Source organism: Gordonia amicalis NBRC 100051 = JCM 11271 (assembly GCF_000332995.1).
Classification (GTDB): domain Bacteria; phylum Actinomycetota; class Actinomycetes; order Mycobacteriales; family Mycobacteriaceae; genus Gordonia; species Gordonia amicalis.
Genome location: NZ_BANS01000021.1, coordinates 17,587 through 43,676, shown reverse-complemented (window position 1 = coordinate 43,676; position 26,090 = coordinate 17,587). Strand labels below are relative to the sequence as shown.

At 67.8% G+C, this 26,090-nt stretch carries 24 protein-coding genes; 13 read left to right on the top strand and 11 right to left on the bottom strand.

Going from position 1 to position 26,090, the window contains the following annotated elements; translation table 11 throughout:
* Positions 1-232 precede the first annotated feature (232 nt).
* From GOAMI_RS11010 to GOAMI_RS10980, 7 genes are all read left to right on the top strand, one after another.
* Positions 233-1,711, top strand: a complete 1,479-nt coding sequence (locus GOAMI_RS11010) for an amidase (protein ID WP_006436576.1) — start codon at positions 233-235, stop codon at positions 1,709-1,711.
* A gap of 76 nt (positions 1,712-1,787) precedes the next feature.
* Positions 1,788-3,449, top strand: a complete 1,662-nt coding sequence (locus GOAMI_RS11005) for an FAD-binding dehydrogenase (protein ID WP_006436575.1) — start codon at positions 1,788-1,790, stop codon at positions 3,447-3,449.
* Positions 3,450-3,561: 112 nt separating this feature from the next.
* Positions 3,562-4,566 carry a Dyp-type peroxidase gene (locus GOAMI_RS11000; RefSeq protein ID WP_040004776.1) on the top strand — a complete coding sequence of 335 codons (1,005 nt, stop codon included), beginning with the start codon at positions 3,562-3,564 and terminating at the stop codon, positions 4,564-4,566.
* A 65-nt stretch (positions 4,567-4,631) separates the two neighbouring features.
* Entirely contained in the window at positions 4,632-5,432 is an 801-nt protein-coding gene (locus tag GOAMI_RS10995) for a family 1 encapsulin nanocompartment shell protein (RefSeq protein ID WP_006436573.1), read from the top strand.
* Positions 5,433-5,578: 146 nt separating this feature from the next.
* Positions 5,579-7,312: an ABC transporter ATP-binding protein gene (locus GOAMI_RS10990; RefSeq protein WP_006436572.1), complete on the top strand. Its 1,734-nt coding sequence runs from the start codon at positions 5,579-5,581 to the stop codon at positions 7,310-7,312.
* Positions 7,309-9,228 carry an ABC transporter ATP-binding protein gene (locus tag GOAMI_RS10985; RefSeq protein WP_006436571.1) on the top strand — a complete coding sequence of 640 codons (1,920 nt, stop codon included), beginning with the start codon at positions 7,309-7,311 and terminating at the stop codon, positions 9,226-9,228. The genes GOAMI_RS10990 and GOAMI_RS10985 overlap by 4 nt, the downstream gene beginning before the upstream one ends.
* A 352-nt stretch (positions 9,229-9,580) precedes the next feature.
* On the top strand, positions 9,581-11,209 hold the full coding sequence (locus GOAMI_RS10980) for an HNH endonuclease signature motif containing protein (protein WP_006436570.1): 1,629 nt from the start codon (positions 9,581-9,583) through the stop codon (positions 11,207-11,209).
* A 103-nt stretch (positions 11,210-11,312) separates the two neighbouring features.
* Here GOAMI_RS10980 and GOAMI_RS10975 read toward each other — a convergent pair whose 3' ends face one another.
* A complete protein-coding gene (locus GOAMI_RS10975; protein ID WP_006436569.1) occupies positions 11,313-12,008 on the bottom strand; it encodes a hypothetical protein in 696 nt (231 codons plus the stop codon).
* Positions 12,009-12,053: 45 nt separating this feature from the next.
* On the opposite strand from GOAMI_RS10975, the gene GOAMI_RS10970 reads away from it, so the two are divergent.
* Positions 12,054-12,623 carry a YdeI/OmpD-associated family protein gene (locus tag GOAMI_RS10970; protein WP_006436568.1) on the top strand — a complete coding sequence of 190 codons (570 nt, stop codon included), beginning with the start codon at positions 12,054-12,056 and terminating at the stop codon, positions 12,621-12,623.
* 133 nt (positions 12,624-12,756) lie between these two features.
* Here the strand turns inward: GOAMI_RS10970 and GOAMI_RS10965 are convergent, their stop codons facing one another.
* Genes GOAMI_RS10965 through rnhA form a run of 3 tightly spaced genes read right to left on the bottom strand, consistent with a single transcriptional unit; the run spans position 12,757 to position 14,969 of the window.
* On the bottom strand, positions 12,757-13,548 hold the full coding sequence (locus GOAMI_RS10965) for an SDR family oxidoreductase (RefSeq protein ID WP_006436567.1): 792 nt from the start codon (positions 13,546-13,548) through the stop codon (positions 12,757-12,759).
* A gap of 59 nt (positions 13,549-13,607) precedes the next feature.
* Positions 13,608-14,504 carry a D-isomer specific 2-hydroxyacid dehydrogenase family protein gene (locus GOAMI_RS10960; RefSeq protein ID WP_006436566.1) on the bottom strand — a complete coding sequence of 299 codons (897 nt, stop codon included), beginning with the start codon at positions 14,502-14,504 and terminating at the stop codon, positions 13,608-13,610.
* A gap of 27 nt (positions 14,505-14,531) precedes the next feature.
* Positions 14,532-14,969 (bottom strand): ribonuclease HI, encoded by a 438-nt coding sequence (gene rnhA / locus GOAMI_RS10955; protein ID WP_085950454.1) that lies wholly within the window; start codon positions 14,967-14,969, stop codon positions 14,532-14,534.
* Between the two features lie 168 nt (positions 14,970-15,137).
* Between rnhA and GOAMI_RS10950 the strand changes: the two genes are divergently transcribed.
* From GOAMI_RS10950 to GOAMI_RS10940, 3 genes are all read left to right on the top strand, one after another.
* Positions 15,138-15,905: a methyltransferase domain-containing protein gene (locus GOAMI_RS10950; RefSeq protein WP_006436564.1), complete on the top strand. Its 768-nt coding sequence runs from the start codon at positions 15,138-15,140 to the stop codon at positions 15,903-15,905.
* A 136-nt stretch (positions 15,906-16,041) separates the two neighbouring features.
* On the top strand, positions 16,042-17,334 hold the full coding sequence (locus tag GOAMI_RS10945) for a glycoside hydrolase family 183 protein (protein WP_006436563.1): 1,293 nt from the start codon (positions 16,042-16,044) through the stop codon (positions 17,332-17,334).
* Positions 17,335-17,353: 19 nt separating this feature from the next.
* Positions 17,354-17,893, top strand: a complete 540-nt coding sequence (locus GOAMI_RS10940) for a DUF1697 domain-containing protein (RefSeq protein WP_006436562.1) — start codon at positions 17,354-17,356, stop codon at positions 17,891-17,893.
* A gap of 295 nt (positions 17,894-18,188) precedes the next feature.
* Here the strand turns inward: GOAMI_RS10940 and GOAMI_RS10935 are convergent, their stop codons facing one another.
* The 4 genes from GOAMI_RS10935 to GOAMI_RS10920 form a co-directional block, all read right to left on the bottom strand.
* The gene (locus tag GOAMI_RS10935; RefSeq protein ID WP_006436560.1) at positions 18,189-18,665 is read right to left on the bottom strand and encodes a hypothetical protein; all 477 of its coding nucleotides are present in this window, start codon (positions 18,663-18,665) and stop codon (positions 18,189-18,191) included.
* A 58-nt stretch (positions 18,666-18,723) separates the two neighbouring features.
* The gene (locus tag GOAMI_RS10930; protein WP_006436559.1) at positions 18,724-19,995 is read right to left on the bottom strand and encodes an acyl-CoA dehydrogenase family protein; all 1,272 of its coding nucleotides are present in this window, start codon (positions 19,993-19,995) and stop codon (positions 18,724-18,726) included.
* 42 nt (positions 19,996-20,037) lie between these two features.
* Positions 20,038-21,432, bottom strand: a complete 1,395-nt coding sequence (locus tag GOAMI_RS10925; protein ID WP_006436558.1) for a phosphotransferase family protein — start codon at positions 21,430-21,432, stop codon at positions 20,038-20,040.
* 110 nt (positions 21,433-21,542) lie between these two features.
* Positions 21,543-21,923: a YybH family protein gene (locus tag GOAMI_RS10920; RefSeq protein ID WP_006436557.1), complete on the bottom strand. Its 381-nt coding sequence runs from the start codon at positions 21,921-21,923 to the stop codon at positions 21,543-21,545.
* Between the two features lie 101 nt (positions 21,924-22,024).
* Between GOAMI_RS10920 and GOAMI_RS10915 the strand changes: the two genes are divergently transcribed.
* Positions 22,025-22,909 carry a LysR family transcriptional regulator gene (locus tag GOAMI_RS10915; RefSeq protein WP_006436556.1) on the top strand — a complete coding sequence of 295 codons (885 nt, stop codon included), beginning with the start codon at positions 22,025-22,027 and terminating at the stop codon, positions 22,907-22,909.
* 10 nt (positions 22,910-22,919) lie between these two features.
* On the opposite strand, the gene GOAMI_RS10910 is transcribed toward GOAMI_RS10915, so the two are convergent.
* From GOAMI_RS10910 to GOAMI_RS10900, 3 genes are read right to left on the bottom strand one after another with little or no spacing between them, the layout of a single operon-like run.
* Positions 22,920-23,696 carry a hypothetical protein gene (locus GOAMI_RS10910; protein ID WP_006436555.1) on the bottom strand — a complete coding sequence of 259 codons (777 nt, stop codon included), beginning with the start codon at positions 23,694-23,696 and terminating at the stop codon, positions 22,920-22,922.
* 17 nt (positions 23,697-23,713) lie between these two features.
* Positions 23,714-24,154, bottom strand: a complete 441-nt coding sequence (locus tag GOAMI_RS10905; RefSeq protein ID WP_006436554.1) for a CoA-binding protein — start codon at positions 24,152-24,154, stop codon at positions 23,714-23,716.
* A gap of 58 nt (positions 24,155-24,212) precedes the next feature.
* Positions 24,213-24,845, bottom strand: coding sequence for a TetR/AcrR family transcriptional regulator (locus GOAMI_RS10900; protein WP_006436553.1), 633 nt, complete (start codon positions 24,843-24,845; stop codon positions 24,213-24,215).
* Positions 24,846-24,952: 107 nt separating this feature from the next.
* Here GOAMI_RS10900 and GOAMI_RS10895 point away from each other — a divergent pair, with 107 nt between their 5' ends.
* Positions 24,953-26,086 (top strand): phosphotransferase family protein, encoded by a 1,134-nt coding sequence (locus tag GOAMI_RS10895; protein ID WP_006436552.1) that lies wholly within the window; start codon positions 24,953-24,955, stop codon positions 26,084-26,086.
* Positions 26,087-26,090 lie beyond the last annotated feature (4 nt).

Sequence of the window (26,090 nt, the reverse complement as noted above, 5' to 3'; positions counted from 1 at the left end):
CCCGGATGGCAGTGGCACATCTCACATCTGCCGCGATCTGAGCAGCCCATATGGCCCATACGCGGCACCCTTGCCCGATTTTGCCCTCTGAACGGATGAAATTGCCGCGACCGCACCGTTATTCGTTTGGGTGGTTAACGGATACAGAGATCTGCCACGAGCTTCGGGGCCGGCCATGTCGATCAACCACCCGCGATTCGACGCCTCGATCACTAGGGTCAGGGCGGTGGACATGGGTGAATACCTCGGCGCCGACGCCACCGCACTCGCCGGACTCGTCGCCTCGGGCGAGGTCACGGCAGTCGAACTCCTCGATCTGGCACGGACACGTGCCGCCACGGTGAACCCCCACCTGAACGCCATCGTCATCCCGATGGAAGCCGAGGCCGACCGCCGGGTGCACACCGAGCTCGACGGACCGTTCGCCGGCGTCCCGTTCCTGATCAAGGACCTCGCCCAGGACTACCGCGGCTACCCGACGACGCGCGGCTCCCGGTCACTCGCCCGGCACGTGGCCACCGAACACGCGACGGTCGTCCAACGCTTCCTCGACGCCGGGCTGGTCATCTTCGGTAAGACCAACACCCCGGAGTTCGGTGCCAAGGCACAGACCGAATCCGTCCTCTGGGGCCCGGCGCGCAATCCGTGGAACCCCGACGTGACCCCCGGCGGCTCGTCCGGTGGCAGCGCGGCCGCCGTCGCCGCCGGCATCGTGCCCGCGGCCGGGGCCAACGACGGCGGCGGATCCATCCGCATCCCGGCGGCGTGCAACGGCCTGGTCGGCCTGAAGGCCTCGCGCGGTCTGATGCCGTTCGGCCCCGCCACCGGTGAACCGCTCTTCGGGATGGGAGTCGAGGGCGTCGTGACCCGGACCGTGCGCGACGCGGCCGCCCTCTACGACGCGATCATCGGCCCCACCTCGTCGTCGACCTATCCCGCTCCCCTCCACACCGAGTCCTTCACCACCCGCATCGCCACGCCGCCGCGACTGCTGCGGATCGGGTTCACCACCCGTTCGGCGATCAACCCCGCACCACACCCCGAGGCGGTCGCCGCCGTCGAGCACGCCACACGCGTGCTCACCGGACTCGGGCACCACGTCGAGGAGGTGGACCCGCCGCACGACGACGCGGAACTGGCCCGCGACTTCCTCGAGATCTGGTTCGCGAAGGCGGCGGCCCAGGTCGACGAGGCGCGACGCCTGTCCGGCGCCGGTGACTCCGAGTTCGAGGCGGACACTCTCGCCCTCGCCGAGATCGGCCGTGCGGCCGGGGTCGTGCCGCTCTTCCGGGCACTCGATCACGTCAACGACCACGTCCTCGCGCTCGAACGCTTCCACCAGAATTACGACCTGCTGCTGACCCCGACCCTCGCCGTACCGCCACCGAGGATCGGGTCCATGACGACCCCACCCCTCCTCCAGCGGGCAGCGCGTCTCGCGGCTCGCGCCCGCGTCGGCCGGGTGATGTCGCGGATGGGAATCGTCGACCAGCTCATCGAGGAGAACCTCGACTGGGTTCCCTACACCCAGCTGGCGAACCTGACCGGGCGTCCGGCGATCAGCGTTCCCCTGCACTGGACCGACACCGGCCTGCCGCTCGGGGTGCAGTTCGTCGGCAAGCTGGGCGCCGACGGCGATCTCCTCGCCCTCGCCGCATCGCTCGAAGATGCCGCGCCGTGGTTCCACCGGTACGCCGACATCACCGTGTGACGCGGCGCTAATGTCTTCTCGAGATCGCGAGTTCTCGTGGGGACGAGCGGCACATCGAACGAGGTGAGGAGTTGTCGTGACTGAGCAGGTGGCCGACGCGGTGGTCGTCGGTGCGGGTCTGGCGGGTCTGGTCGCGACATACGAGCTCACCAAGGCCGGCCGGCGGGTGGTCGTCGTCGATCAGGAGAACCGCAACAATCTTGGGGGACAGGCATTCTGGTCGCTGGGCGGACTCTTCATGGTCGACACCCCCGAGCAGCGCCGACTCGGCATCTCCGACTCCGCGGACCTCGCCCTGCAGGACTGGATGGGGTCAGCCGGATTCGACCGTGACGACGAGGACTACTGGCCGCGGCAGTGGGCCCGGGCGTACGTCGACTTCGCGGCCACCGAGAAGCGGCAGTATCTGCACGATCTCGGGCTGCGCATCACCCCGATCGTCGGCTGGGCCGAACGCGGGGGCGGTTTCGCCGACGGGCACGGGAATTCCGTGCCACGCTTCCACCTGACCTGGGGCACCGGGCCGGAGGTCGTGCGGATCTTCGCCGAACCGGTCGTCGAGGCCGAGAAGCGCGGGCTGGTCGAGTTCCGGTTCCGCCATCGCGTCGACGAACTCATCGTCGAAGACGGTGTCGCCGTTGGCGTGCGGGGCGCGACCCTCGCACCGACCGACCTCGGGCGCGGCAAGGCGTCGAACCGCGATGTGACGGGCGAGTTCGAGGTCCGCGCCGGCGCGGTCATCGTGACCTCCGGCGGGATCGGCCACAACCACGACCTCATCCGCAAGAACTGGCCGGTCGACCGTCTCGGACCGGCACCGAAGACGATGATCTCCGGCGTCCCGGCCCACGTCGACGGACGCATGCTGGGGATCAGCGAGGACGCCGGCGCGAGCATCGTCAACCGGGACCGCATGTGGCACTACACCGAGGGCATCCACAACTGGGACCCGATCTGGCCGGACCACGCCATCCGGATCATCCCGGGCCCGTCGTCGTTGTGGCTCGACGCCAACGGCAACCGCCTCGCGCCGCCGAACTTCCCGGGCTTCGACACGAACTCGACGATGAAGGCGATCCTCGCCGCCGGTCACGACTACTCGTGGTTCATCCTCACCCAGTCCATCGTCGAGAAGGAGTTCATGCTGTCGGGTTCGGAGCAGAACCCAGACATCACGTCCAAGGATCTCCGGCTCGCCGCCAGGAGCCGCCTCGCCAAGGGCGCCGCCGGTCCGGTGGATGCCTTCCTGCGCAACGGTATCGACTTCGTGGTCGCCGACAACCTGCCCGAATTGGTCAGCGGCATGAACGCGATCGCCCGCGGCCCCGAACTCGATCTCGCCCACATCGAACGCGTCATCTCCGCCCGCGACGCCGAGGTGGACAACAAGTTCTCCAAGGACGCCCAGCTGATGGCGATCAACAACGCGCGACAGTTCATCGGCGACAAGATGGTTCGTGTGGCCAAGCCCCACCGCATCCTCGATCCCGCACACGGTCCGTTGATCGCGGTGCGGCTCAACATCCTCACCCGGAAGACCCTCGGCGGCCTCGAGACGAACCTCGACTCCCAGGTGCTGCGACCCGACGGCAGCGCGTTCGACGGTCTGTTCGCCGCCGGCGAGGTCGCCGGCTTCGGGGGCGGCGGTGTGCACGGTTACAACGCTCTCGAGGGCACCTTCCTGGGCGGCTGCATCTTCTCCGGACGAGCGGCCGGACGGGCCGTCGCGCGCAGCTGACCCCGGCCCTCGACCGGGTGGTGGCACGTCAACGAAAAGGGCTGCCTGCCCTACTTTTTCGCGACCCCATCCGCGATCCCGTTTCGGACATGCGTGGGCTAGGGTAATGGGCGTGCCGGTGCCGCAGACGATCCTGACGCGAAAGACCAAGTCGGCGATCTTTCTCGTCCTCACCATCGACGACGGTGGTGAGGACACGGTCCGCGATGTGCTGGCGGAGATCCCGGGACTGAACAACGCGGTGTCCTCGCGTGCCCCGGAGGCGGCGCTGGCCGGCATCGTCTCGATCGGTTCGGACGCGTGGGACCGGTTGTTCGACGGCCCCCGTCCCCGTGCGCTGCGTCCGTTCGTGCCCTATGAGGGCGACGTCCACACAGCTCCGGCCACCCCGGCCGATCTGCTGGTGCACATCAAGTCCGACCAGATGGACCTGTGCTTCGAACTCGGCCGCCTGATCACCGACGCACTCGGCGATGCGGTGACCGTCGTCGACGAGGTCCACGGCTTCCGCTATTTCGACCTACGCGACCTCATCGGTTTCGTCGACGGCACCGAGAATCCGGTCGGGCAGGCCGCGGTCGAGGCGATCACCGTCGGCCACGAGGACCCCGACTTCGCCGGCGGCAGTTACGTCGCGATCCAGCGCTATGTCCATGACCTCTCGTCGTGGAACGGGCTGAGCACGGGTGAACAGGAAGCCGCGATCGGGCGGACCAAGCTCGACAACGTGGAGATGTCCGACGACGTGAAGCCGGCGAACTCCCACATCGCGCTCAACAAGGTCGAGGACGAGAACGGCGAGGAGATCGACGTCGTCCGCGACAACATGCCCTACGGCGACGTCTCCGGGGCCGGCGAGAACGGCACCTTCTACATCGCCTACTCCGCCGGACCCGACGTCACCGAGGAGATGCTGCGCAAGATGTTCATCGGCGATCCGCCGGGGACCTACGACCGCCTTCTCGACTTCACCACCGCCATCACCGGTGCGCAGTTCTTCACCCCGACCATCGACTTCCTCGAGGATCTGCCGCCCGCACCCCAGACATCCGAACCCGCCGCCCAGGTCCCGCCCCGCCGCGGCGACGGTTCCCTGGGGATCGGCTCCCTACGCTAGTCCCCCCGGGAACCAGTCCCTGCAGACAGACCCACCGCCCGACACCACCGCATCAGGAGGCCACCATGAACAACCTGCACCGCGAACTCGCGCCCATCTCCGAGGCAGCCTGGGCGGAGATCGAGGAGGAGGCGACCCGGTCGTTCAAGCGGAACATCGCGGGCCGTCGACTCGTCGACGTGAAGGGGCCGATGGGTCAGGACACCGCGGCGGTCACCCTGGGCCATCGCAGCAAGATCGACTCGCCGGCCGACGGCATCCAGGCGTTCATCCGGCGCACACAGTCGCTGGTCGAGTTGAAGGTGCCGTTCACCGTCTCCCGTGAGGCCATCGACGATGTGGACCGCGGCGCCCAGGACTCCGACTGGGATCCGGTCGTCGAGGCCGCGCGCCAGCTCGCGCTCGCCGAGGACCGGGCGATCTTCGAGGGCTACGCGGCTGCCTCGATCGCCGGTATCCGCTCCGAGGCCACGGCGACCCCGATCCAGCTGCCCGAGGACGTCCGCGACTACCCCGAGGCCGTCAGCCAGGCACTGACCACGTTGCGACTCGCCTCGGTCGACGGGCCGTACTCGGTCGCCATGTCGGCGGAGGTGTACACGCAGGTCAACGAGACGTCCAACCACGGCTACCCGATCCGCGACCACATCAAGCGGCTGGTCACCGGCGACATCGTGTGGGCGCCCGCCATCCGTGGCGCGTTCGTCATGAGCACCCGTGGTGGCGACTTCGAGCTGACGATCGGGCAGGACGTCTCGATCGGCTACGACTCCCACGACGCCGACGTCGTGAACCTCTACTTCCAGGAGTCGTTCACCTACCTCACCCACACCGGGGAGGCGGCCGTCGCGCTGTTCGGCGGTTGATCGACGGAGACCGACGCACCTCACTTAGCCGGGGCAACTAGTCTGACGCAGGTGATCGCAGTGACCTCCGCCCCGCTCGCCCCGCGGGCTACGCTCCCGGCGCCGGGCCATGACCTCGGCCCGCTCGCTCCGCTCCCGGCGCCGGGATGCTGACCCGCCTCATCCGCACGTACCTGCAGCCGTACCGCACCAACATCGTCATGGTGGTGTCGCTGCAGCTACTGGCGACCGCGGCGATGCTGTACCTGCCGAGTCTCAACGCCGACATCATCGACAACGGTGTGGCGACCGGCGACACCGGCTACATCCTGCGGATCGGTGGCTGGATGCTCCTGGTGAGCATCGTGCAGGTGGTCGCCACGGTCATCGCGCAGTTCTTCGGCGCCCGGGCCGCCCTCGGCGCGGGCCGCGACATCCGCGGCGACCTGCTGCACCGGGTGAACTCGTTCTCCGCCCGCGAGGTCGGCACCTTCGGCGCACCGTCGTTGATCACGCGCACCACCAACGACGTCCAGCAGGTACAGATGCTGATCGTCATGAGCAGCGCGATCCTCGTGATGGCGCCGATCATGTGCGTCGGCGGGATCATCATGGGCATCCGCGAGGCCCCCGCACTGTGGTGGGTCATCGCGGTGGCCGTGCCGGTCCTCGGCCTGTCGATGGGGCTCGTCATCGCCCGCATGATCCCCGGTTTCCGCTCGATGCAGGAGCGCATCGACGCGGTGAACCGGGTTCTGCGCGAACAGATCACCGGCATCCGCGTCGTGCGCGCCTTCGTGCGGGAGGACCACGAGCGGCAGCGCTTCGCCGTCGCCAACGACCGCCTCGCCGACGCCACCCTGCGGGTCGGCAAGCTGATGGCCCTGATGTTCCCGCTGGTCATGGTGATCACCAATGTCACGATCGTCGCGGTCATCTGGTTCGGCGGGCACGCCGTCTCCGACGGCACCGTCGAGATCGGCGCGCTCACCGCGCTGATGACCTACGTCATGCAGATCCTGATGTCGGTGATGATGGCGTCGTTCCTGGCCATGATGGCGCCGCGCGCCGCGGTCTGCGCCGAGCGCATCTCCGAGGTCCTCGACACCGAGACCTCGGTGCATCCGACGACCGATCCGGTCGGTTTCGCCGGCCATCCGGGCACCGTGCGGTTCGACGACGCCGAGTTCCGCTACCCCGGCGCCGATGATCCGGTGCTGAGCGGCATCAGCTTCGGCGTGACGCCCGGGACCACGACCGCCATCGTCGGGTCGACCGGTTCGGGCAAGACGACGCTCCTGGGACTCGTCCCTCGACTCATCGACGCGACCGCCGGGGAGGTCAGGGTCGGCGGCACCGACGTCAAACGTCTTGATCCCGACGAGCTGAGGGCGGTGGTCGGTCTCGTACCGCAACGGCCGTACCTGTTCTCCGGAACCATCCGTTCCAACATCCTGCACGGCAAGGCCGACGCGACCGACGACGAGATCTGGGAGGCGCTGCGCATCGCGCAGGCCGACGAGTTCGTCTCGGCGATGCCCGACGGCCTCGACACGAAGGTGTCGCAGGGCGGCACCACGGTCTCCGGCGGGCAGCGGCAGCGGCTGGCGATCGCCCGAGCTCTCGTCCGGCGTCCCGCCATCTATCTGTTCGACGACTCGTTCTCGGCCCTCGACCTCACCACTGACGCCAGACTGCGCGCGGCCCTGCGCCCGGCCACCCGGGACGCTTCGGTGATCGTCGTCGCCCAACGCGTCTCGACCATCGTCGACGCCGAGCAGATCGTCGTCCTCGACCGCGGACGCATCGTGGGCATCGGCACACATGACGACCTGCTGGCCTCGTGTCCCACCTACGCCGAGATCGCCGAATCGCAGATGGCCATGGAGGAGCGCGCATGACCCGCCCAGGTGGGCCACCGGCGGCCGGCAGCCCCGAGTCCAAGCCGCGCTCGTTCTGGCCGTCGATCAGACGAGTTGTCGCCCAACTCGGTTCGTACCGGGGCCTGATGACGGTCACGCTCTCCTCGATCGTGGGTTCGGTCGTCCTGCTGGCCATCGCCCCGCGCGTTCTCGGGCACGCCACCGACCTCGTCTTCAACGGGGTCATCGGCCGGATGCTGCCCGCGGGCCAGACGAAGGACCAGGCGGTCGCGGGCCTGCGTGCAAGCGGTGACGACACGTTCGCCGACATGGTGTCGTCGATGGACGTGACACCCGGCGTCGGAGTCGATTTCGGCGACGTCGGCCGAGTCCTCTTCATCACGTTCGTGATGTACGTCGTGGCGTCGGGACTGGGCTGGCTGGCCGCCTATCTGCTGAACATCGTCGTCGTGGAGACCATCCGGGAGCTCCGTGCCCAGGTCGAGGAGAAGGTCCACCGTCTGCCCCTGCGCTATTACGACACGATGCCGCGGGGTGAGCTGCTCAGCCGGGTCACCAACGACCTCGACAACCTCTCGCAGAGCCTGCAGCAGACCATCGCCCAGTTCGTGAACTCGGCGCTGACGGTGATCGCACTGCTGGTGATGATGATCTGGATCTCGCCGTTGCTCGCGCTGATCGCGGTGGCGACGGTCCCGCTGGCGGTCCTCGCCACCGCCGTCATCGCGAAGCGTTCCAAGCCGCACTTCTCCGCGCAGTGGGCATCGACCGGGGCACTGAACGCCCAGGTCGAGGAGGCCTTCACCGGTCACGAGCTGGTGACTGCATTCGGGCGTCAGCGCGAGATCGAGGCGACCTTCGACGAGCGCAACGAGAAGCTGTACGAGTCGAGTTGGCGCGCGCAGTTCATCTCCGGCGTCATCATGCCGACCATCATGTTCCTCGGGAACCTCAACTACGTGGCTGTCGCCGTCGTCGGTGGTCTGCGGGTGGCGTCGGGTTCCCTGAGCCTCGGCGAGGTGCAGGCATTCATCCAGTACTCGCGTCAGTTCACGCAGCCGCTGACCCAGATCGGGTCGATGATCAACCTGATGCAGAGCGGCGTGGCCTCGGCCGAACGGATCTTCGACATCCTCGACGCCGAGGAGCAGACCCCGGACGCGGCGAACCCGAAGTCCCCCGAGGTCGACAACGGTCTCATCGAGTTCGACGACGTCTCGTTCCGCTATGTCGAGGACAAGCCGCTCATCGAGAACCTCACCCTGACGGCCCGGCCCGGGCACATGGTGGCCATCGTCGGGCCGACCGGCGCGGGCAAGACCACGCTGGTCAACCTGATCATGCGGTTCTACGACGTCGACTCCGGAACCATCCGCGTCGACGGCGGGGACTCGGCCGAGATGACCCGCGACGACCTGCGTGAGCGGACCGGGATGGTCTTGCAGGACTCCTGGCTGTTCGGCGGGACCATCTACGACAACATCGCCTACGGCGACCCGGCTGCGTCCCGCGAGGAGGTGCTCGAGGCCGCGCGGATGAGCCACGTCGACCACTTCGTCCGCACCCTTCCCGACGGTTACGAGACCGTCCTCGACGACGAGGGGGGCGGCGTGAGCGCCGGTGAGCGGCAGCTCATCACGATCGCCCGGGCGTTCCTCGCCAAGCCCACGATCCTCATCCTCGACGAGGCGACCAGTTCCGTCGACACCCGCACCGAGCTGCTCATCCAGAAGGCGATGGCCAACCTGCGTACCGATCGCACGAGTTTCGTGATCGCACACCGACTCTCGACGGTGCGCGACGCCGACGTGATCGTGGTGATGGAGAACGGCCACATCGTCGAGCAGGGCAACCACGAGGAACTCCTCGCCGCCCGCGGTGCGTACTGCCGTCTCTACGAGAGCCAGTTCACCGGTGCGCTCGAGGCGGGCTGAGTCGACAGCCCCCGCCGGCTGAGCCGGTACCGAGCGCAGCGAGGCACCGCGTCGAAGCCCCGGCATCCACCCCGCCCCGCCGGCTGAGCCGGTACCGAGCGAAGCCCCCGGCATCCACCCCGCCGGCTGAGCCGGTACCGAGCGAAGCCCCCGGCATCCACCCCGCCGGCTGAGCCGGTACCGAGCGCAGCGAGGCACCGCGTCGAAGCCCCCGCCCACCGCCCTCTACCAGACCCCACCGACAAGTCACGCGACGAAGCCAAGTACCGAAAGTCGTTGCGAGGTAGTCGAACTGCGGGTACTGTCGAGTTATCGAACACACATTCGAGTCAATGTCTCCGGGGGGGTGACCATGGCCGATCACGCACTGCACGATGGCACCACCACACCGCCACCGTCCAACCCCGCCGCGTTGATCGGTCAGATCCACACCCTCATCGATCAACTGCAGACGGCGAGCCTGGCACAGTGTCCGGATGCCGAGCTGGTCGATGTCGCCGCCGAGACCGAACGCGCGATCGCGCGACTGAGTTTCGCCGGTGACCGTCAGGTCGTCGAAGCCACCGAACGTGATCTGCCACGTAAGACCGGTCATCGCAGTGTCATCCAGTTCATGACCCACCGCTTGCGCATCGCCTACCCGGGCAAACGACTCAAACAAACTCGGGCCACTGCAACCTTTCCCGACCTCACCACCGGCGAACCCCTCGAACCCGCCCACCCCACCCTGGCCAAGGCCTTCGCCGACGGCCGCGTCGGGTCCGCGCACGTGCACGCGGTGATGGAGGTCCTCGACCAGATCCCCCACGCCACCCCACACGATATGCAGGTCGCCGCCGAACGCCAGATGGCCGAGATCGCTGTCGACCACACCCCCGCCGACATCACCGCGCTCGGCGCACGGCTTCTGGCGCAACTCGATCCCGACGGCATCCTGACCGACGATTCGGATCGCCAGCGACGCCGCCAACTGTGGGTCAACCGCCAACGCGCCGACGGCACCGCCCAACTCACCGCCACCCTCACCCCCGAACTCCTCGCGCGCATCAGCATGTTCCTCGCGGTGTGGGCCAAACCCGGCATGAACAACCCCACCGATCCCGATTCACCCCACGGCTCGATCGAGAACGCCGACCCCGACCAGGTGGCCGCCGCGGCCGAGCGCGATGACCGCAGCCCCGCGCAGTTGAACCACGATGCGTTCAACGCGCTGCTGACAGCGGTGTTCGAGGACGGCATGCTCGGCAAGAGTCACCGTGGGCTGCCTGTGCAGATGATCGTCAAGGCCGATCTGACCGATCTGATACGTGAAGCCGGGTTCGCCACCACCGCCACCGGCACCCTCATCCCCATCCCCGACCTGATCACGATGGCCGCCGACGCCCAACCCTGGCTGACGGTGTTCAAAGACGCCACCGCGATCCCGTTGTACTTCGGGCGCGGGAAACGTCTAGCCACCCGCGAACAACGCCTGGTCTCCTTCGCCCGCCCCGACGGTCACGTCTGCTCCACACCCGGCTGCGACCTGTCCGCGGCGTATGTGGAAATGCATCACGCCCAACTCGACTGGGGCCTGGGCGGGCTGACCGACATCGTCGACCTCGCCCCGGCGTGCCCGAAACACAACCGAATGGTCAGCGACAAGCCCGGTGACTACACCACCCGCATGGTCCGCGAAGGACCCGACGAAGGCCGCTGCACCTGGCAGCTGAATGCCGAACCCGGTGCTCCACCCAACCCCGAACGCATCAACCGGGCACCTGATATACCCGGACGATTCGCCGAACACCTACAACACGTGCGTACCGAGATCTACGGACCCGACGAGGCGTCCGGCGATCACCCACGCCTACACATGCGCGAAGTCATCGACCACCGACCCGAATCGCCCGACGACCGGGGTATGTCACTCGCCGACCTGTCACCCATTGAACTGCAATGCGCCGCACTCATCGGACTCACCAAGACCCGAAAGCCTTGAGCCCGACGACATTCGCGATTGCTCAGGAACTGAACCGTCCCGGACCGAATGTCCGCCACGATGTCCCGCGACTTCCCGCTTTCATGCACACAGAACGGGAACCTCAGTCCCCACGACCCCGCTCGAGCGCACCGGCGATCTGGCGCTCGAGCCGTTCGGCCGCCGGCGGCGGGACGTCGATGAGTCCGTCGAGCTCGGCGCGCGCCTTCTTGTAGGCGGCCTGGCGTTCCGCAGCGGTGGCACCCGAGTCGGAGGCGACGCTGATGAGCTTGCGGGCGCGGTCGAGGGCTTCCCGTTCGATCGGCGAGAAACCGGCCTGCTTGCGGCGGCGTGCCTCGCGTTCGGCGGCGTCGAAGGCCGCGGCGTAGTCGCCGACCGCCTCCCGGTAGTCGGCGAAGTCGGCCGGTGCGATCGTCGACTCGGTGTCACCGGGACGTGGAGCGTCCGGACGCAGGTCGTCCGCGTGGACTCGCGCACGATGAAAGGCGAGGGTGAGCGGTTCCCGCATGTCGGTCATCAGGGGGTACTCGATCAGCGTGGCCAGGTCGACTTCGTAGGCGAACCACTTCTCGTTGAGCGCATCGTGCTGTTTCAGCGTCTTGCGCAGCTGCTCGGCGGACGTCGTGGTCAGCTTCAGCTGCTCGGTCTGTGCGGCCGCTTTGATCCGGGCGAGCTCGATCTTGTCCTTGCGCCGCTTCTCGTTGTACTTGGCGATCGACCCGGCCCAGCCACCGACGACTCCACCGATGGGAAAGATCAGCCACCAGTTGTTGCTCGCGAACTCGAGAATGCCGGTCACAGCCCAACTGTACCGAGACCGACCGTCCGCGATTAGGGTGAACGCATGGCCGATCCGGGCGCGCCTCAGCTCGTTCTCGACACCGTCGATGACTGGCGAGAGTGGTTGCGCGACAACCATCGGACCTCGTCAGGTGTATGGCTGGTGTTTTGGCGCAAGGGTTCCGGACGCGAGCCGCTCGACTACGACGAGACGGTCCGGGAAGCGCTCTGCTGGGGCTGGATCGACGGCCACAGCCGCGTCTTCGACGAGGCCCGGCGCGGCTTGTGGTTCACCCGGCGCGGCCGCAACAGCCCGTGGGCGGCGTCGAACAAGGCGCGGATCGCCGACCTCGTCGAGTCCGGACGCATGCAACCGGCCGGCCAGGCGGTCGTCGACGACGCGAAGGCACGTGGCCTGTGGTCCATCTTCGACGACGCCGAGGCCGGGATCGAGTCCCCTGAACTCGCCGCCGCCCTCGACGCCGACCCGGTGGCGCGCGCCAACTGGAATGCCTTCCCGCTCAGCGCCCGCAAGCAGGGTCTCGGCCAGATCGCACTGGCGAAGAGGCCGGAGACCAAGTCCAGACGGATCGCGACCATCGTCGAGCAGGCCGCCCGGAACATCCGCCCCTGACGGCTGTTGAGCCCGTACCACTGCCGGTTGAGCCCCTACCACTGCCGGTTGAGCCCCTACCACTGCCGGTTGAGCCCCTACCACTGCTGGTTGAGCCCCTACCACTGCTGGTTGAGCCCCGTCGAAACCTCGACTACAGATCCGGGATCGGCAGGTCCAGGTTGGGTGCGATGATCCCGCCGTCGACCTCGAGGATCTTGCCGGTCACGTAGGCACCCGCCGGTGAGGCGAGGTAGAGCGCGGCGGCGGCGATGTCCTCGGGTTCGCCGAGCCGGTGCATCGGGGTGGCGTTCTCGACGGCGGTACGCATCTCGTCGTTGCCGGCGACGATCTCCAGGGACGACGTGAGGATCGCGCCGGGCGCGATACCGTTCACCCGGATCTTCGGGTTGAGGTCCATCGCGGCGATCCTCGTGTAATGCGCGAGAGCAGCTTTCGCGGTGCCGTAGGCCGCGTACGCACGGCCCGGCACCCGGCCGACGGCCGAGGTGATGTTGATGATCGAGCCGTGACCCGTCGTCGCGAGCATCTGCTTCGCCCCGGCCACGACGAGAGCGTGAGCATTGGCCACATTGAAGTCGAAGGCGTCGACCAGGTGTTTGGGAGTCGTGTCGAGCAGCGGGCGCGGCATCGCACCGCCCACGTTGTTGACGACCGTGTCGAGGCGCCCGAACTCGTCGACCGCGGTCTGCGCGAGGGCGGCCGTGGCGTCGGCGTTGCTGAGGTCCACCGGGACGACGTGCGCCCGGCGCCCGGCGTCGGCGATCTGTCCCGCCACCTGGTCGAGGTCGAATTCGCTACGTGCCGCGATCACCACGTCAGCGCCCGCCTGCGCGAAGGCCACGGCGATCGCCGCGCCCAGCCCGCGACCGGCACCGGTGACGACGGCGACGTGGTCATCGATTCGGAATCTGTCGAGAATCACTCCCCGACCTTGCCACGAACCGCCAGAAAACGAGAACGTGTTCTAGAAAGTCGCCCGGATCAGTACTCCCGGCCGGGGGTGACCACGGAGATCAGCTCGTCGCCCGCCGCGAACCGGCGGAGATTCTTCGCCAGCCACGGCGCGAATTCGCGCGTCAGACCCGACGCGGGATTCGCGACATGCGGCGTGATGATGACGTTCGGCAACGACCACAGCGGATGGTCCGCCGCCGGCGGCTCCGGGTCGGTCACGTCGAGCGCCGCCCCGGCGATCTCGCCGGCGACGAGTGCGTCGTACAACGCCTCCTCGTCGACCAGCGGACCCCGTGCGATGTTTACGATCCATGCGTGATTCGGAAGTGCCGCAAGGCTTTCGGCGTCGATCATGTGCCGCGTCTCCGCGGTTGCCGGTGCGGCCAGCACCACGTGGTCGGTCGAGGCCCACACCGCGTCGAGTTCGGTGGAGCGTCGTACCTCATCGGCCCCCGGCACGTCGCGGCCCGACCGGTTCACCGCGATCACACGCGCACCGCACGCCTTCAGCCGCGGCCCCAGGGATGCACCGATGCCGCCCGCTCCGACGATGGCAACCGTCGAGCCGCGCAGCGACCGCACCGATGTGTCGATCCGTTCCTTGTCCCAGTGCCGGGTGACGGCGGTGTTGATCTGGCGCAGCCCGGCGAGGAGCAGTGCCAGCGCATGCTCGGCGACGTTCTCGGCGTAGAAGCCGGAGGCGTTGGTCCAGACCCGACGGTCGTCGACGATCCCGGCGTCGAAGAAGTCCTCGATGCCCGCCGACTCCAGCGCCACCCATTCGACGGCATCCGGCAGCTCGGGGAAGTTGTCGGGCAGTCCGATCCAGACCAGCACCCGCGCCTCGTCCAGACCGACGATCTTGCCGCCGCCGCGCTCGACGGCGGCGACGAGGTGCTCGTCGTGGTTCGGTTCGATCGCCACCGGAATGGAGGCGCCCTGCCCCCGCGGTCATCGGGAGACCGCCCGCGCCGCGGTGGTGGCGAGTTCGTCGGCGATCTCGTTGAAGTGGTCCCCTGCGTGGCCCTTCACCCAGCGCCACTCCACCTCGTGACGCTCCTCCTCCTCGATGAGGCGGCGCCATAGGTCGGCGTTCTTCACCGGCTTCTTGTCCCTGGTCTTCCAGCCGTTGGCCTGCCAGCCGGCCACCCACTTCATGATGCCGTTCCGCACATAGGTGGAGTCGGTGTAGATGATCACCTTCGACGGCCTGGTCAGCGCTGCGAGACCCTCGATCGCCGCGGTGAGCTCCATCTTGTTGTTCGTGGTGTCGGGTTCCGACCCGGAGATCCGCTTCTCGCTGCCCTTGTACCGGAGCACCGCACCCCATCCGCCGGGGCCCGGGTTCCCGAGGCAGGCGCCGTCGGTGGAGATCTCCACGACCGCCATGCCATCGGCGCCGGTCGGGTTCTCGAGAGCGGGGTTCACGGGATCTGTCACGCAGGGAAGCCTACGTCAGCGGCGTGACGGCTCCCCAGACCGCTCACATCCCGAACCATGCTGCGCCGAAGCCGTCTTCTTGCTGACACGACCACCGCCGACCCCTAGGGTGGACACATGGCTGTCTGGGATCCAGCACGCTATCTGCAATTCGCCGACGACCGGGCGAGGCCCTTCCTCGACCTGATCGCGCAGATTCCCACCAACCCGACGACGATCGTCGATCTGGGCTGCGGTCCGGGGCACCTGACCAAACATCTGCGCGCTCAGTGGCCGTCCGCCGAGATCCTCGGCATCGACGAATCCGCCGCGATGGTCGACCGCGCCATCACTGACAACTTCGATCCTCGCGCGAACTTCGACGTCGCCGACGTGGTCGAGTGGGCACCGCACCGCCCGTACGATCTGATGATCTCCAACGCGATGTTCCAGTGGGTGCCCGATCAGTTCGGCGTCATCGACCGCCTCCTGGGCCATCTCTCCGACGGCGGCGCCTTCGCGATCCAGGTGCCCAACGGCCACGACGCCCCGTTCCGCACGGTACTGGCCGAGCTCGCCGCCACCGAACCGTTCGCGGAGTCGCTGAGCGACGTCCGCCCCTTCCCCCGCCTGGACGCCGAGGACTACCTGAGGTTCTTCTTCGATCACGGTTTCCGCGTCAACGCCTGGGAAACCACCTACCTGCACGTCCTCGCCGGCGACGATCCGGTCTTCGACTGGATCGCCGGTGGCGGGATCCGGCCCTACATCCAGGCCCTGCCCGCCGACCTGCGTGAACAGTTCGTCACCGAACTCAAACGCCGCCTCGCCGAGGCGTACCCGCGCCACGAATGGGGCACGCTCCTCCCGTTCCGGCGCGCGTTCGCGGTCGCCACCCGGCACTGAACCTGCCGCCTGAGCAGCCGGGAAGGCTGCAGGGCGAATCGAAGGGTCACATCCCGGTCAAGCTTCGGCCACCTCCACCGGTCGGACCGGCTACTTCTGCAACACTGGCAACAACCAGTAGTCACAGGGGGTCCGCATGTCCCGACGCAGCCGCGTGCGCCTGCGCCCGCTCTCGCCTGCGCGCCGCACTCTCGTGATCGGCGGCCTCACCATCGGACTCGCCGCGGGCCTTCTCTCGGCGGCCCCACCGGCCGGCGCGGCGGTCTGCAACGTCACCGGCATCACCGGCGGCGACGTCGGCAGCACGGGCAGCACCGGATCCAGCGACCTGGGCTGGGGCAGTGCCGATTTCGGCAGCTACCGCGCCGGCGGCAAGAAACCGCAGGGACCATTGCCGAAGCTCAAGGGCGCGACGACCGCCGTCTCCTGGGTCACCGGTCCACGGAGCCCCGAACGCACGGACACCCGCTTCGGGATCACGGCCACCGATGTCGGCGTCCCGTGGGAGAACGGCTCCGGCCAGATCCTCATGGCTTTCGGCGACACCTGGGGCAGGTGCGCCGGTCAGATGGTCTGGCGGCACAACACGATGCTCCGCAGCGATGCGAACTCGAATCTCGACAAGGCCATCCGCTTCCCGACCGCGATACCCGGAGCCGTCCGTTCCGGCGCCTCGGTGACACCCGCACATCCCACCTATTCACAACCGATGTTCAACGCGATCGGCGTCCGCAACACCGAGGTGGGACGCATCCCGACCGGCGGCATCTCGGTCAACGGCATCCAGTTCCTGAGCTTCATGTCGATCCACAAGTGGCTGGGACCGGGACGCTGGAGCACCAACTACTCGGCGATCGCGGTGTCGCGCAACAACGGTCAGACCTGGACCGTCGACAACAACACGATCCGCGTGAACCTCGACCTCACCGTACCCGGCGTTCCGCAGATCGCGCGCGGTCACAGCCGGTTCCAGATGGGCGCGTTTCTGCGCAGCGGGGAGTACATCTATCAGTACGGCACGCCGAACGGTCGGCACGGATCGGCGTTCGTGGCCCGCTTCCGGCCCGGCGACATCCTGAATCTCAGCCGCTACCAGTACTTCCGGGGCGGTGATGGATGGTCGCCGAATCCGGCCGACGCCGCCCCGATCGTCGGGTTGCCGGTCAGCGAGATGTCGGTGGCCTACAACGCTTACCTGAAGAAGTTCGTGATGCTCACCGAACGTGCCGGCACGATCATGATGCGCACGTCCCCCACCCCGGTCGGCCCGTGGAGCGGCGAGCGCGTCCTGATCCCCAGCGCGCACTCGAGCGGTTTGTACACGCCGTACATCCACCCCCGCTCGAGCGGCAAGAATCTGTACTTCGTGGTGTCCCGCTGGGACGACTACAACGTGATGCTGGCGCGCACCGACCTGTCCAAGTTGTGAGACCTGCCATCATGGACCGGTGAGTGAATCAGAGACGACGCGCATCGTTCTCATCCGAGCGGTCAACGTCGGCGGCGCCATGCTGCCGATGGCCGAACTGCGGGAGATCGCAACCGAACTCGGGGCCACGGACGTCTCGACGTACATCGCGTCGGGCAATCTCCTCTGTTCACCACCAGGTGATCCCACCGAGTTCGACCGTGCGCTCGAGGCCGTGATCGAAGAGCGCTACGGCTTCTTCCGCGAGGTCATCAGCCGCACCCCCGCCGAAGTGAGTGCCGCGCTCGACGCGCACCCGTTCGAGATCGTCGACGACAAATACTCCTACATCTACTTTCTCGTCGCCCGACCGGACGCCGACAAGGTGGCGGCGTTCGAAGAGAAGGAGTTCGGCGGCGATGTCCGGCAGGTGATCGGCTCCGATCTCCACATCCGATACGCCGAGGGTGCGGGCCGATCGAAGCTCACCGCGCCCGCGATCGCCCGGGGTCTGGGTGTGCAGGGAACCGGCCGCAACCTGCGTACGGTCCGAAAGCTGCTGGATCTCACCGAGGCTTGAGCAGCCCGGTGGCCGGACCGCAGGTGCGGGCGTAGCGTCGGAACAAGGACACCGGACGCGTACGTCGAGAGGAGTCCCCATGGACCGCCCGGAATCGGACCCGACAGTAACGGACCCCACGCGTGGGAATCAGCCGGTACCTCAGCCCCCGCCGCCTCCGGACCCGGTTCCGGTGCCGGAGCCGATCCCCGAGCCTCCGCCGGAACCGCCTTTCCCGACGCCCACGCCGCCGCCCGATCCCCAACCAGGACCGCCCGATCCGGAGCCGCCTCCGCGTCCGGTGGTCATCTGAGCGTCAGCCGCGCGACAGGACCCGCGTCACGCGATCCAGGTCGGCGAGTTGATCCGACTTCGGCGCCTCCCACAGCTTCTTCGGTAGCTCTTCGAGGGCCTTGACCGCCGATTCGGCACTGTCGAGGATCTCGACGGCTGCGTCGCCGCCGGTGTCGGCGGCCGCGATGAGGCGATCGTCGAGTTCGAAGACCGCGTCGTCCAGCCGGTCCCGCGCCGACACGAGTTCATCGTCGTGCGGAATGGCGGGATTGGCGTGCACGTCGGCGATCGCGTAGCGGATACGCCGGTGCAGCAACGCCTCTAGGGTGTTGTCGGTGGTCCAGCTCTCCGGTGCGCGGCCCGGCCGGCCGGGGATGAGATCGGTGGACCGGGCAAACCGGCGCACCCGTTTGTCGGAGTCGTAGGCGAACCACGCGGCCCCACCGAGGATGAACAGCGCAACCACCACGGTCACGACGATGACGATGACTGCGATCATGGCCGGCTCACCTCGTCCGACACGGTTCGCACATGATCTGGCATACGGCCCAGCCTACTCAGGACGTGCGCACACCCTTGGGAGCCTTGCCGGACATGAAACCGAACAGGTATCCGGCGACGCGCCGCATCTGGATCTCGTCGGCGCCCTCGGTGATGCGATAGCGCCGGTGGTGACGGTAGATGTGCTCGAACGGTTCATGCCGCGAGTACCCGCGTCCGCCGAACACCTGCATCGCCTGGTCGGCGGCGTCGCAACACAGCCGGTTGGCCTGGTAGTTGCACATCGAGACCTCGGCCGAGGCGGCGAAGTTGCCGTGGGTGTCCATCTTCCAGGCCGTCTCCCGGATGAGCGCACGCACCATCGCACACCGAGTGTGCAGATCGACGAGCGGGAACTGGATCGCCTGGTTGGTCGAGAGCTTCTTACCGAACGGAGCCCTCTCGTTGGCGTACTCGACCGCCCGGTTCACGCAGTACTGCGCGGCACCGAGACTCGACGCCGCCTGCCGAATCCGGTTCTCGTTGAAGAAGTGCTGCACCACCTGCAGGCCGGCACCCTCCGCCCCGAACACGGCCGAGTTCGGGACTCGCACGTCGCGCAGGGAGATGTGGGCGTGATCGGTGGGCATGTTGAACGTCCAGAGGTACTCCTCGACGCGGAAGCCGGGCGCCTGCGGGTCGACGAGGAACGCGGTGATACCGCGTGCGTCACCGGGTTCTCCACTCGTACGGGCAAAGACGATGTCGCGGTGGGCGGCGTGTATTCCGGTGTTCCAGGTCTTCTCGCCGTTGATGATCCAGTCGTCACCGTCGCGGACAGCGGTCGTCTCCATGTACGTCGCATCGGAGCCGTGCTCCGGTTCGGTGATCCCGAACGCGAAGAACTTGGTGCCGGCCGCCAGACCCTCGACCCACTCCTCCTGCTGCTCGGGGGTGCCGTACTCCAGCATCAGCAGGAGCCCGATATTGTTGCCGACGATGGCATGTTCGTTCTGCAGATCGCAGTGCAGGCCCAGCCCTTTCGACGCGAGATGCTCGCGGATGATCGCCATGGCGAGATTCGATCCGTCGCGCCCGCCGAACTCCTCGGGGAACGGATACCGGAAGTGTCCCGCGGCGTCGGCCCGCCGCCGTGCCTCGCCAAGCAGCGCTTCCCACTCGGCGTTCGGCAACCCACCGCGTTCCCAGTCCGTGCGCGAGTCCTCACGCCGGTGGTCGAAGAACCGGATGTTGTCGTCGGCCTGCTCGAGAGGCTTGATCTCCGCCTCGATGAAGGCGTCGAGTTCATCCAGGTAGTCGCTCAGCGACTCGGGCAGTGCGAAATCCACGGTGAATCCTTCTCGTTGGTGATCGGCTGTCGTGTGGTCATGTCACGGGTGCGGGACCGCGAAGTACTTCGGATTGGCGACCACCAACCGCGCCCGCACGTCGGCCGCGACCGCGGCACGCACCTTCTCGTCGGTGCCGTCGAGTTCGCCGGATCGCAGGGCGTCGCACAGTGCTCGCTGATCGGTGACGCCCAGGGCGGCCAATCGTTGCGCGCTCTCCGCGGCGTGGATGGGCCCGAGCAGGACCTGGCGTCGGACGACATCCACGACGTTGCCGGCGACCCGCGTGTGGAACTTGACCTGCGGTGACATCTCGGACGTCACGGCATCGGAGCGGAGGAATCCACCGAGCGCTTCGAGCAACTCGAGCGACGACGGCGAGCCGTGCGGCTCCTCGTCGGGGCCGGAGGTTTCGACGCTCAACGGGTCCGGCACCACCTCGGGCGACACGATTCCGAGATCGAGCAGGGCGTCGAATTCCTGTTCGGCACTTCGCCGTCCGATCGCGGCGAGCTCGACGGACCGTTCGATGCCGTCGAGGTGCCGGTTGGCCTGGAACGCGCAGATCAGGCCCCACTTCACCGTGGCGTACAGCTCCCACCAGCGCAACGCCTCTTCGGCGGGTCGCCACCCGGCCACCTCGGCGTAGGCGTCGAGCAGCCCAGCGCGCTCGCCCATCCCGGCCACCGGGGTGGAGCCACCGAACCGCCAGGCCTTGGCGCACAGCCAACCCAGGTCCTCGACCGGGTCACCGATGTGGACCAGTTCCCAATCAAGCACCGCGGCAACGCCATCGGCGTCGACGAGGAGGTTGCCGAGCCGGAAGTCACCGTGGACGACACCGGAACCGGGAGACGACGGCGGTGGATTGGCCACGAGCCACTGGGTCGCGAGGAGGAGCCCGGCCGGCATCGCGTCGAACTCGCGCGGGAACAGTGCGCGCAACGCATCGACCGGATCGACGAGTTCTTCGAGACCCGGCGTCGCAGCGGCATCGATCTGATGCACCCGCGCCAGAATCCCGCCGCACTGTTGGACGAACCGGTCACGCGCAGCAGCATAGGTGTCGTCGCGGAGTATCCGACGCGGGATCGATTCGCCACCGATGAAATTCATTGTGAGGTAGGGAAACCCGAGAACGCTGTCCTCGCCGAGGCCGGCATCGAGGATCGCCGGCACCGGAACCCCGGCGTCGGCGGCGGCCCGCAGGACCTCCGCCTCCGCCCCGAGTCCGCCGTCGTCCTGCGCCGCCGGTACGGCGCGGATGATGATCGCTTCGGGTCTGCCCTCGCTGTCGACGAGGGTCGCGGCGTAGGTCGCGCGGCTCGCACCTGCGGGTAGTCGCCGGGCGGAATCGACCGTCACCGGAGTACCTCGTGTCGCGCTGAGCCGCTCGGCGACTCGGGTGGCCACATCCCGGGCCTCAGGCACTCCCACGCAGATCCGTCCCTTCGCGCCTCACCCGGTGACCGACGCCATCACCGGTGTAATCCCCGACACAGCGAAGCTAGCACGGAAGCTGAATCCGCTGTCAGAAAACTCCCGTGTCAGGCGCGCTCTCCGGTTGTGGGGGTCTGGAACTCCGGCTGATCGATGATGCGGACCCAGGAGCCGTCGGGACGACGGGTGACGACCTGCGCACGGGCCCCCGCTCCGTTGCGCGGCGGTGTCGAGGTCAAGGCCAGGTCGTCACCGAAGGCGAGCGTCGGCAGCGGCGACTCCGGGACGAAGGTCGGACGGTGTTCGAGGACCGACGCCCAGAGGTCGCGGATGGCCGCGCGACCCCTGGTCACCCGCCCCGGCGGAAACGCCATGACGGCGTCCTCGTGGTAGAGCGAGGCGACCGCGTCCGCGTCGCCGGCGTTGGAGTACTCGACGAACAACCTGGTGAGGTCTTCGGGAGTTCGGGCGGTCTCGTAGGCGGTCACAACGATTCCTCTCGGGCGGAGTCACAGGGACCTCTTCACGGTGCGTTGCCAGCCAGAATAAGTCCAAGTGATTGTCCTGATGGTCGCTATCATCGAAAGTTATGGAGATGCGGCAGCTCGAGTACTTCGTGGCAGTGGCCGACGAGGAGAGCTTCACCGCCGCGGCGCAGCGGGTGCACACCACGCAGCCCAACATCAGCGCACAGATCCGCAGCCTCGAACGCGAACTCGGATCGGCGCTCTTCGACCGGTCGGGCAGGTCTGTCCGCCTCACCGACGCCGGGCGGGCAGCACTCCCCGCGGCGCGCCCGGCGCTGGCAGCCGCCGCGGGCGTGATTGATGCGGTGTCGGAGGTCCGCGGCCTGCTGCGCGGAAGCCTGGCGGTGGGCATGGTCGAGGGCTGTACCGTCGCACCGCTGTTCACCGCGCTGGGCGCGTTCGGTTCCGCCCACCCGAAAGTCGCCTTGAGCCTGCGTGAGTCGCCGTCGGACCGGCTCATCGCATCGGTGGCCGACGGCAGTCTCGACGTGGTGCTCGCCGGCTACGGCGACGAGTTGCCGCGCGGCATCGAATCACTCACGGTCATCTCCGAACCCGTCGTCGCCGTTGTCCCGGCCAACACATCGGGAAAGGTCGAGGCCACGCAACTCGACGACCTCCGGCGCCGGTCCCTCATCTGCCTGCCGCGCGGCGCAGGCATCCGAACCGTCTTCGACGACGCGGCGGTCGCGCATGGCGGACCCATCCGGCCGGCCATCGAGGCGTCATCCCCCGACGCGATCGTCGAATTGGTGTGCAGCGGCATGGGAACGGGCATCCTGAGCGCGTCCATCGCGGCTGCCGACGAACGCGTTGCCGGACTCCCGATCGACGGCGTCGACGTCGACGCACGGCTCGGTGTTCTCTGGAGAACCGACCCTGCCCCCGCGACGCGACGGTTCGTCGACCTCGTACGCGAGGAATTCCGCCTCGCCGACCCGGAGTGACGCTCCGAGCTCAGCTCGCCAGCGCGTCCCCGGCCTCGTCCGCCGACTCCTCCGGCAGCGCGGGATCCACCGCATCGTCGGTCGGCTTCCCGGCGATCCAGTCGCCGATACTCAATCCTCGACGCCCCCAACGCTTGTCGAAGTGCCGCGCCCGCGCGGTCGACTTCTCCAGCTTCGCCGGCGAGTAGCGGCGCCGGGCCCAGGTGGATCTCGGTCGTGCCAGACGGATGGCACCGGCCCAGGCGAAGATCGGGATGAACACACCGACGATCGCCGTCGAGTACTTGCCCTTGACCACGCAGAAGATCGCGGCGGCGATGTTGATCGGCGCGGTCAACGCGAACGCCACGGGTCCGAACTCGACGTCCGCCTCGGCATTGAACGGGTTGAAGCCGAGAAGGACCATTCCCAGCGCGGCGACGGTGAGGGCGACCACCTGCACCGAGAGTTGGCCTTCGCGTGACCAGTACACGTCCTGGAGACGAAGGATCAGCGCGAACTCGTCGAGCACCAGCGACGCGCCGATACCGACCAGGACGGCACTGATGGACGCGCCGGGCTCGACGCCGTTGACGCCGACGGAGACGAACGCTCCCACGAGCAGCAGAATCAGTCCCGGGACCATGTGGTGGACGTGCAGACCGCCGGACACATTGTTCTTGAAAGGCCCCTTGCCCGCCCGGATCAGTCGGGTGATCACCCGCGTCACGACGAACGTCACCGTGAACGAGGCGAACAGGAGGAACAGCGGAAGTCGTTGATGCGTCAGGTCATCGAGTAATTCCACCGTCGGTCACTCTCTCGTCATGCCGGCACGATGCCGGTGCGCCGCTGCTCGATGATCAGGCAGCGGTCCTCGACGTAGAGCAGTCCCGCGTCCTCGGCGATCTTCCGTGCCTCCTCCGAACGGATTCCGAGCTGCAGCCACAGCGCCGTCGCGCCTGCCTCGACCGCGGCACGCGCGACGTCGGCGCACTCCGGACCGGGACGGAACACATCGACGAGGCCGACCTGGTCGGGGATCTCCGAGAGCGACCGGAACACCTTCTCACCGACGATCTCGTCGGCGGTGGGGTTGACCGGGATGATCCGCCAGCCGAGGTGTTTCATGTGCGCGGGCACCTCGTTGGCGGCCTTGGCCGTGTTGGCGCTGGCACCCACCACGGTGATGGTGTCGTAGGTGGACAGGATCTTCTCGACGATCTCGTCCGTCGTGCGGGGGTCGGCGGAGTCTTGGGTAGCCATTCTGAGAGTGTATGTGCCGACGTCGGCTGATTCGGCACGTCGGCGGTGTTCGCCGGCGTCAGCGCATCACGCCGTGCAGGACGATGGCCACCAGCCGCTCGGCCCAGGCATCGTCGAACTCCTGGTCCCGGAGCAGCAGGATGTGCAGCATCGCCGATCCGCCGACGACCTCGATGAGACGGTCCGGGTCGACGTCGGGGTGCACCTCGCCCCGCTCGACCGCCACCACCAGCCGTTCGCGTACCCCACCGAACACCTCGGCGAAACCGGCGTGGACGCGGGCGGCCAGGGCCGGATCGGCGGACATGTCGGCGATCAGACCGGGCAGCGCGACCCGAGTCACCGGTCTGGCGAACAGGTCCCGGGCCGCGTCGACCATGGACCGCAGGTCGGACTCCATCTCGCCACTCGACGGCGGTAGACGCGTCATCTGCGCGAACACGACGTCGTGGACGAGTTCGGCCTTACCCGACCATCGCCGGTACAGCGCGGTCTTGGTGGTGGCGGCCCGGTCGGCGATCGCGGCCATCGTCAGGCGGCGGTACCCCACCTCGACGACGAGTTCGGCTGCGGCGTCGAGCACGGCGGAGTCGATCCGCGCGTCACGGGGACGCCCGGCGACGGTCTCGATCAGTCCGGTGCCGTCGAGACCGGTGCCGGCGAGATCAGCGCCGTCGGGTCCAGCGTCCATGAGACCAACTCTCGTAGCAGTCGCGATTTTGCCGAAGTCCCTGCGCGCTCCGCGACCCGTCTGCTGTCATTACGCTACTCACCGTAGCGAATATTGGGGGTGCGCCCGTGGCCACCGAACCGGCGGTCGAACACATCGACCATCTACAACGCTCCAGCAGGGACACCACCTCGGTCCCGGACATCCTCGCGTCCTGGCTCGCCGAACAACCCGACACACCGGACTCGGCCCCCGAGGTGACGGTGAGCGCGGGTGGCGACACCAACGGCATGTCGTCGGAGACCATCTCGGTCACTGCGACCTGGCCGGGGACCGAAACCCTGCACTGGGTGATGCGGATGGCGCCTTCCGCCGCCGACATCCCGGTGTTCCGCACGTACCGGATGGACCACCAGTTCGAGACCATGCGCCGTGTCGCCGAACTGACCGACGTGCCGGTCCCGCGGGTTCACCACCTCGAACCGACCGGATCGCTGCTCGGTGCGCCGTTCTTCCTCATGGACCGCATGGAGGGCGACGTGCCGCCCGACGTCATGCCGTACACATTCGGCGACAACTGGTTTGCCGATGCCGACGCCACCGACCGGCGTCGTGCGCAGGACTCCGCGATCCACGTCATCGCCGACCTGCACTCCATCCCCGACGCGACGGAGAACTTCGGGTTCCTCCTCGACGACCTGCCCGCCGGGGACTCCATCCTGTCGCGGTTGCTCGCGTGGCTGCAGGACTGGTACGACCTGTCCGCCGAGGGAATCGGCCGCTCGCCTCTCGTCGAGCGCGCACTGACCTGGCTCACCGCGAACTTCCCCGACGAGGCCGCGTCCGCCGACCCCGTGCTGTCGTGGGGCGATTCCCGGTTGGGCAACATGATGTTCGTCGACTTCACGCCGACCGCCGTCCTCGACTGGGAGATGGCACGGATCGGGCCGCGTGAACTCGATGTCGCCTGGGTGATCTTCGCGCACGGCGTCTTCCAGGAGCTCGCGACGATGGCCGGCCTGCCCGGCCTTCCCGACCTCCTCCGCGAGGAGGACGTCCGCGCGACGTACCGGGAGCGGACCGGGGCCGAACTGGGCGACCTGCGCTGGTTCTACGTCTACGCCGCGGTGCAATGGTGCTGCGTCTTCATGCGGACAGGCGCGCGACGCGTGCACTTCGGCGAGCTCGAACGTCCCGATGACATCGACGGCACGCTCTTCTACCACCGTCCGTTGCTCGAACGTCTCCTCGAGGAAGGCTGACCAC

Bases quoted from the DNA above. Each gene is read 5' to 3' on its own strand.
- GOAMI_RS11010 (WP_006436576.1), top strand. From the start codon at position 233: ATGGGTGAATACCTCGGCGCCGACGCCACCGCACTCGCCGGACTCGTC.
- GOAMI_RS10995 (WP_006436573.1), top strand. From the start codon at position 4,632: ATGAACAACCTGCACCGCGAACTCGCGCCCATCTCCGAGGCAGCCTGG.
- GOAMI_RS10990 (WP_006436572.1), top strand. From the start codon at position 5,579: ATGCTGACCCGCCTCATCCGCACGTACCTGCAGCCGTACCGCACCAAC.
- GOAMI_RS10985 (WP_006436571.1), top strand. From the start codon at position 7,309: ATGACCCGCCCAGGTGGGCCACCGGCGGCCGGCAGCCCCGAGTCCAAG.
- GOAMI_RS10980 (WP_006436570.1), top strand. From the start codon at position 9,581: ATGGCCGATCACGCACTGCACGATGGCACCACCACACCGCCACCGTCC.
- GOAMI_RS10970 (WP_006436568.1), top strand. From the start codon at position 12,054: ATGGCCGATCCGGGCGCGCCTCAGCTCGTTCTCGACACCGTCGATGAC.
- rnhA (WP_085950454.1), bottom strand. From the start codon at position 14,969: ATGGCGGTCGTGGAGATCTCCACCGACGGCGCCTGCCTCGGGAACCCG.
- GOAMI_RS10950 (WP_006436564.1), top strand. From the start codon at position 15,138: ATGGCTGTCTGGGATCCAGCACGCTATCTGCAATTCGCCGACGACCGG.
- GOAMI_RS10945 (WP_006436563.1), top strand. From the start codon at position 16,042: ATGTCCCGACGCAGCCGCGTGCGCCTGCGCCCGCTCTCGCCTGCGCGC.
- GOAMI_RS10935 (WP_006436560.1), bottom strand. From the start codon at position 18,665: ATGATCGCAGTCATCGTCATCGTCGTGACCGTGGTGGTTGCGCTGTTC.
- GOAMI_RS10915 (WP_006436556.1), top strand. From the start codon at position 22,025: ATGGAGATGCGGCAGCTCGAGTACTTCGTGGCAGTGGCCGACGAGGAG.
- GOAMI_RS10905 (WP_006436554.1), bottom strand. From the start codon at position 24,154: ATGGCTACCCAAGACTCCGCCGACCCCCGCACGACGGACGAGATCGTC.
- GOAMI_RS10900 (WP_006436553.1), bottom strand. From the start codon at position 24,845: ATGGACGCTGGACCCGACGGCGCTGATCTCGCCGGCACCGGTCTCGAC.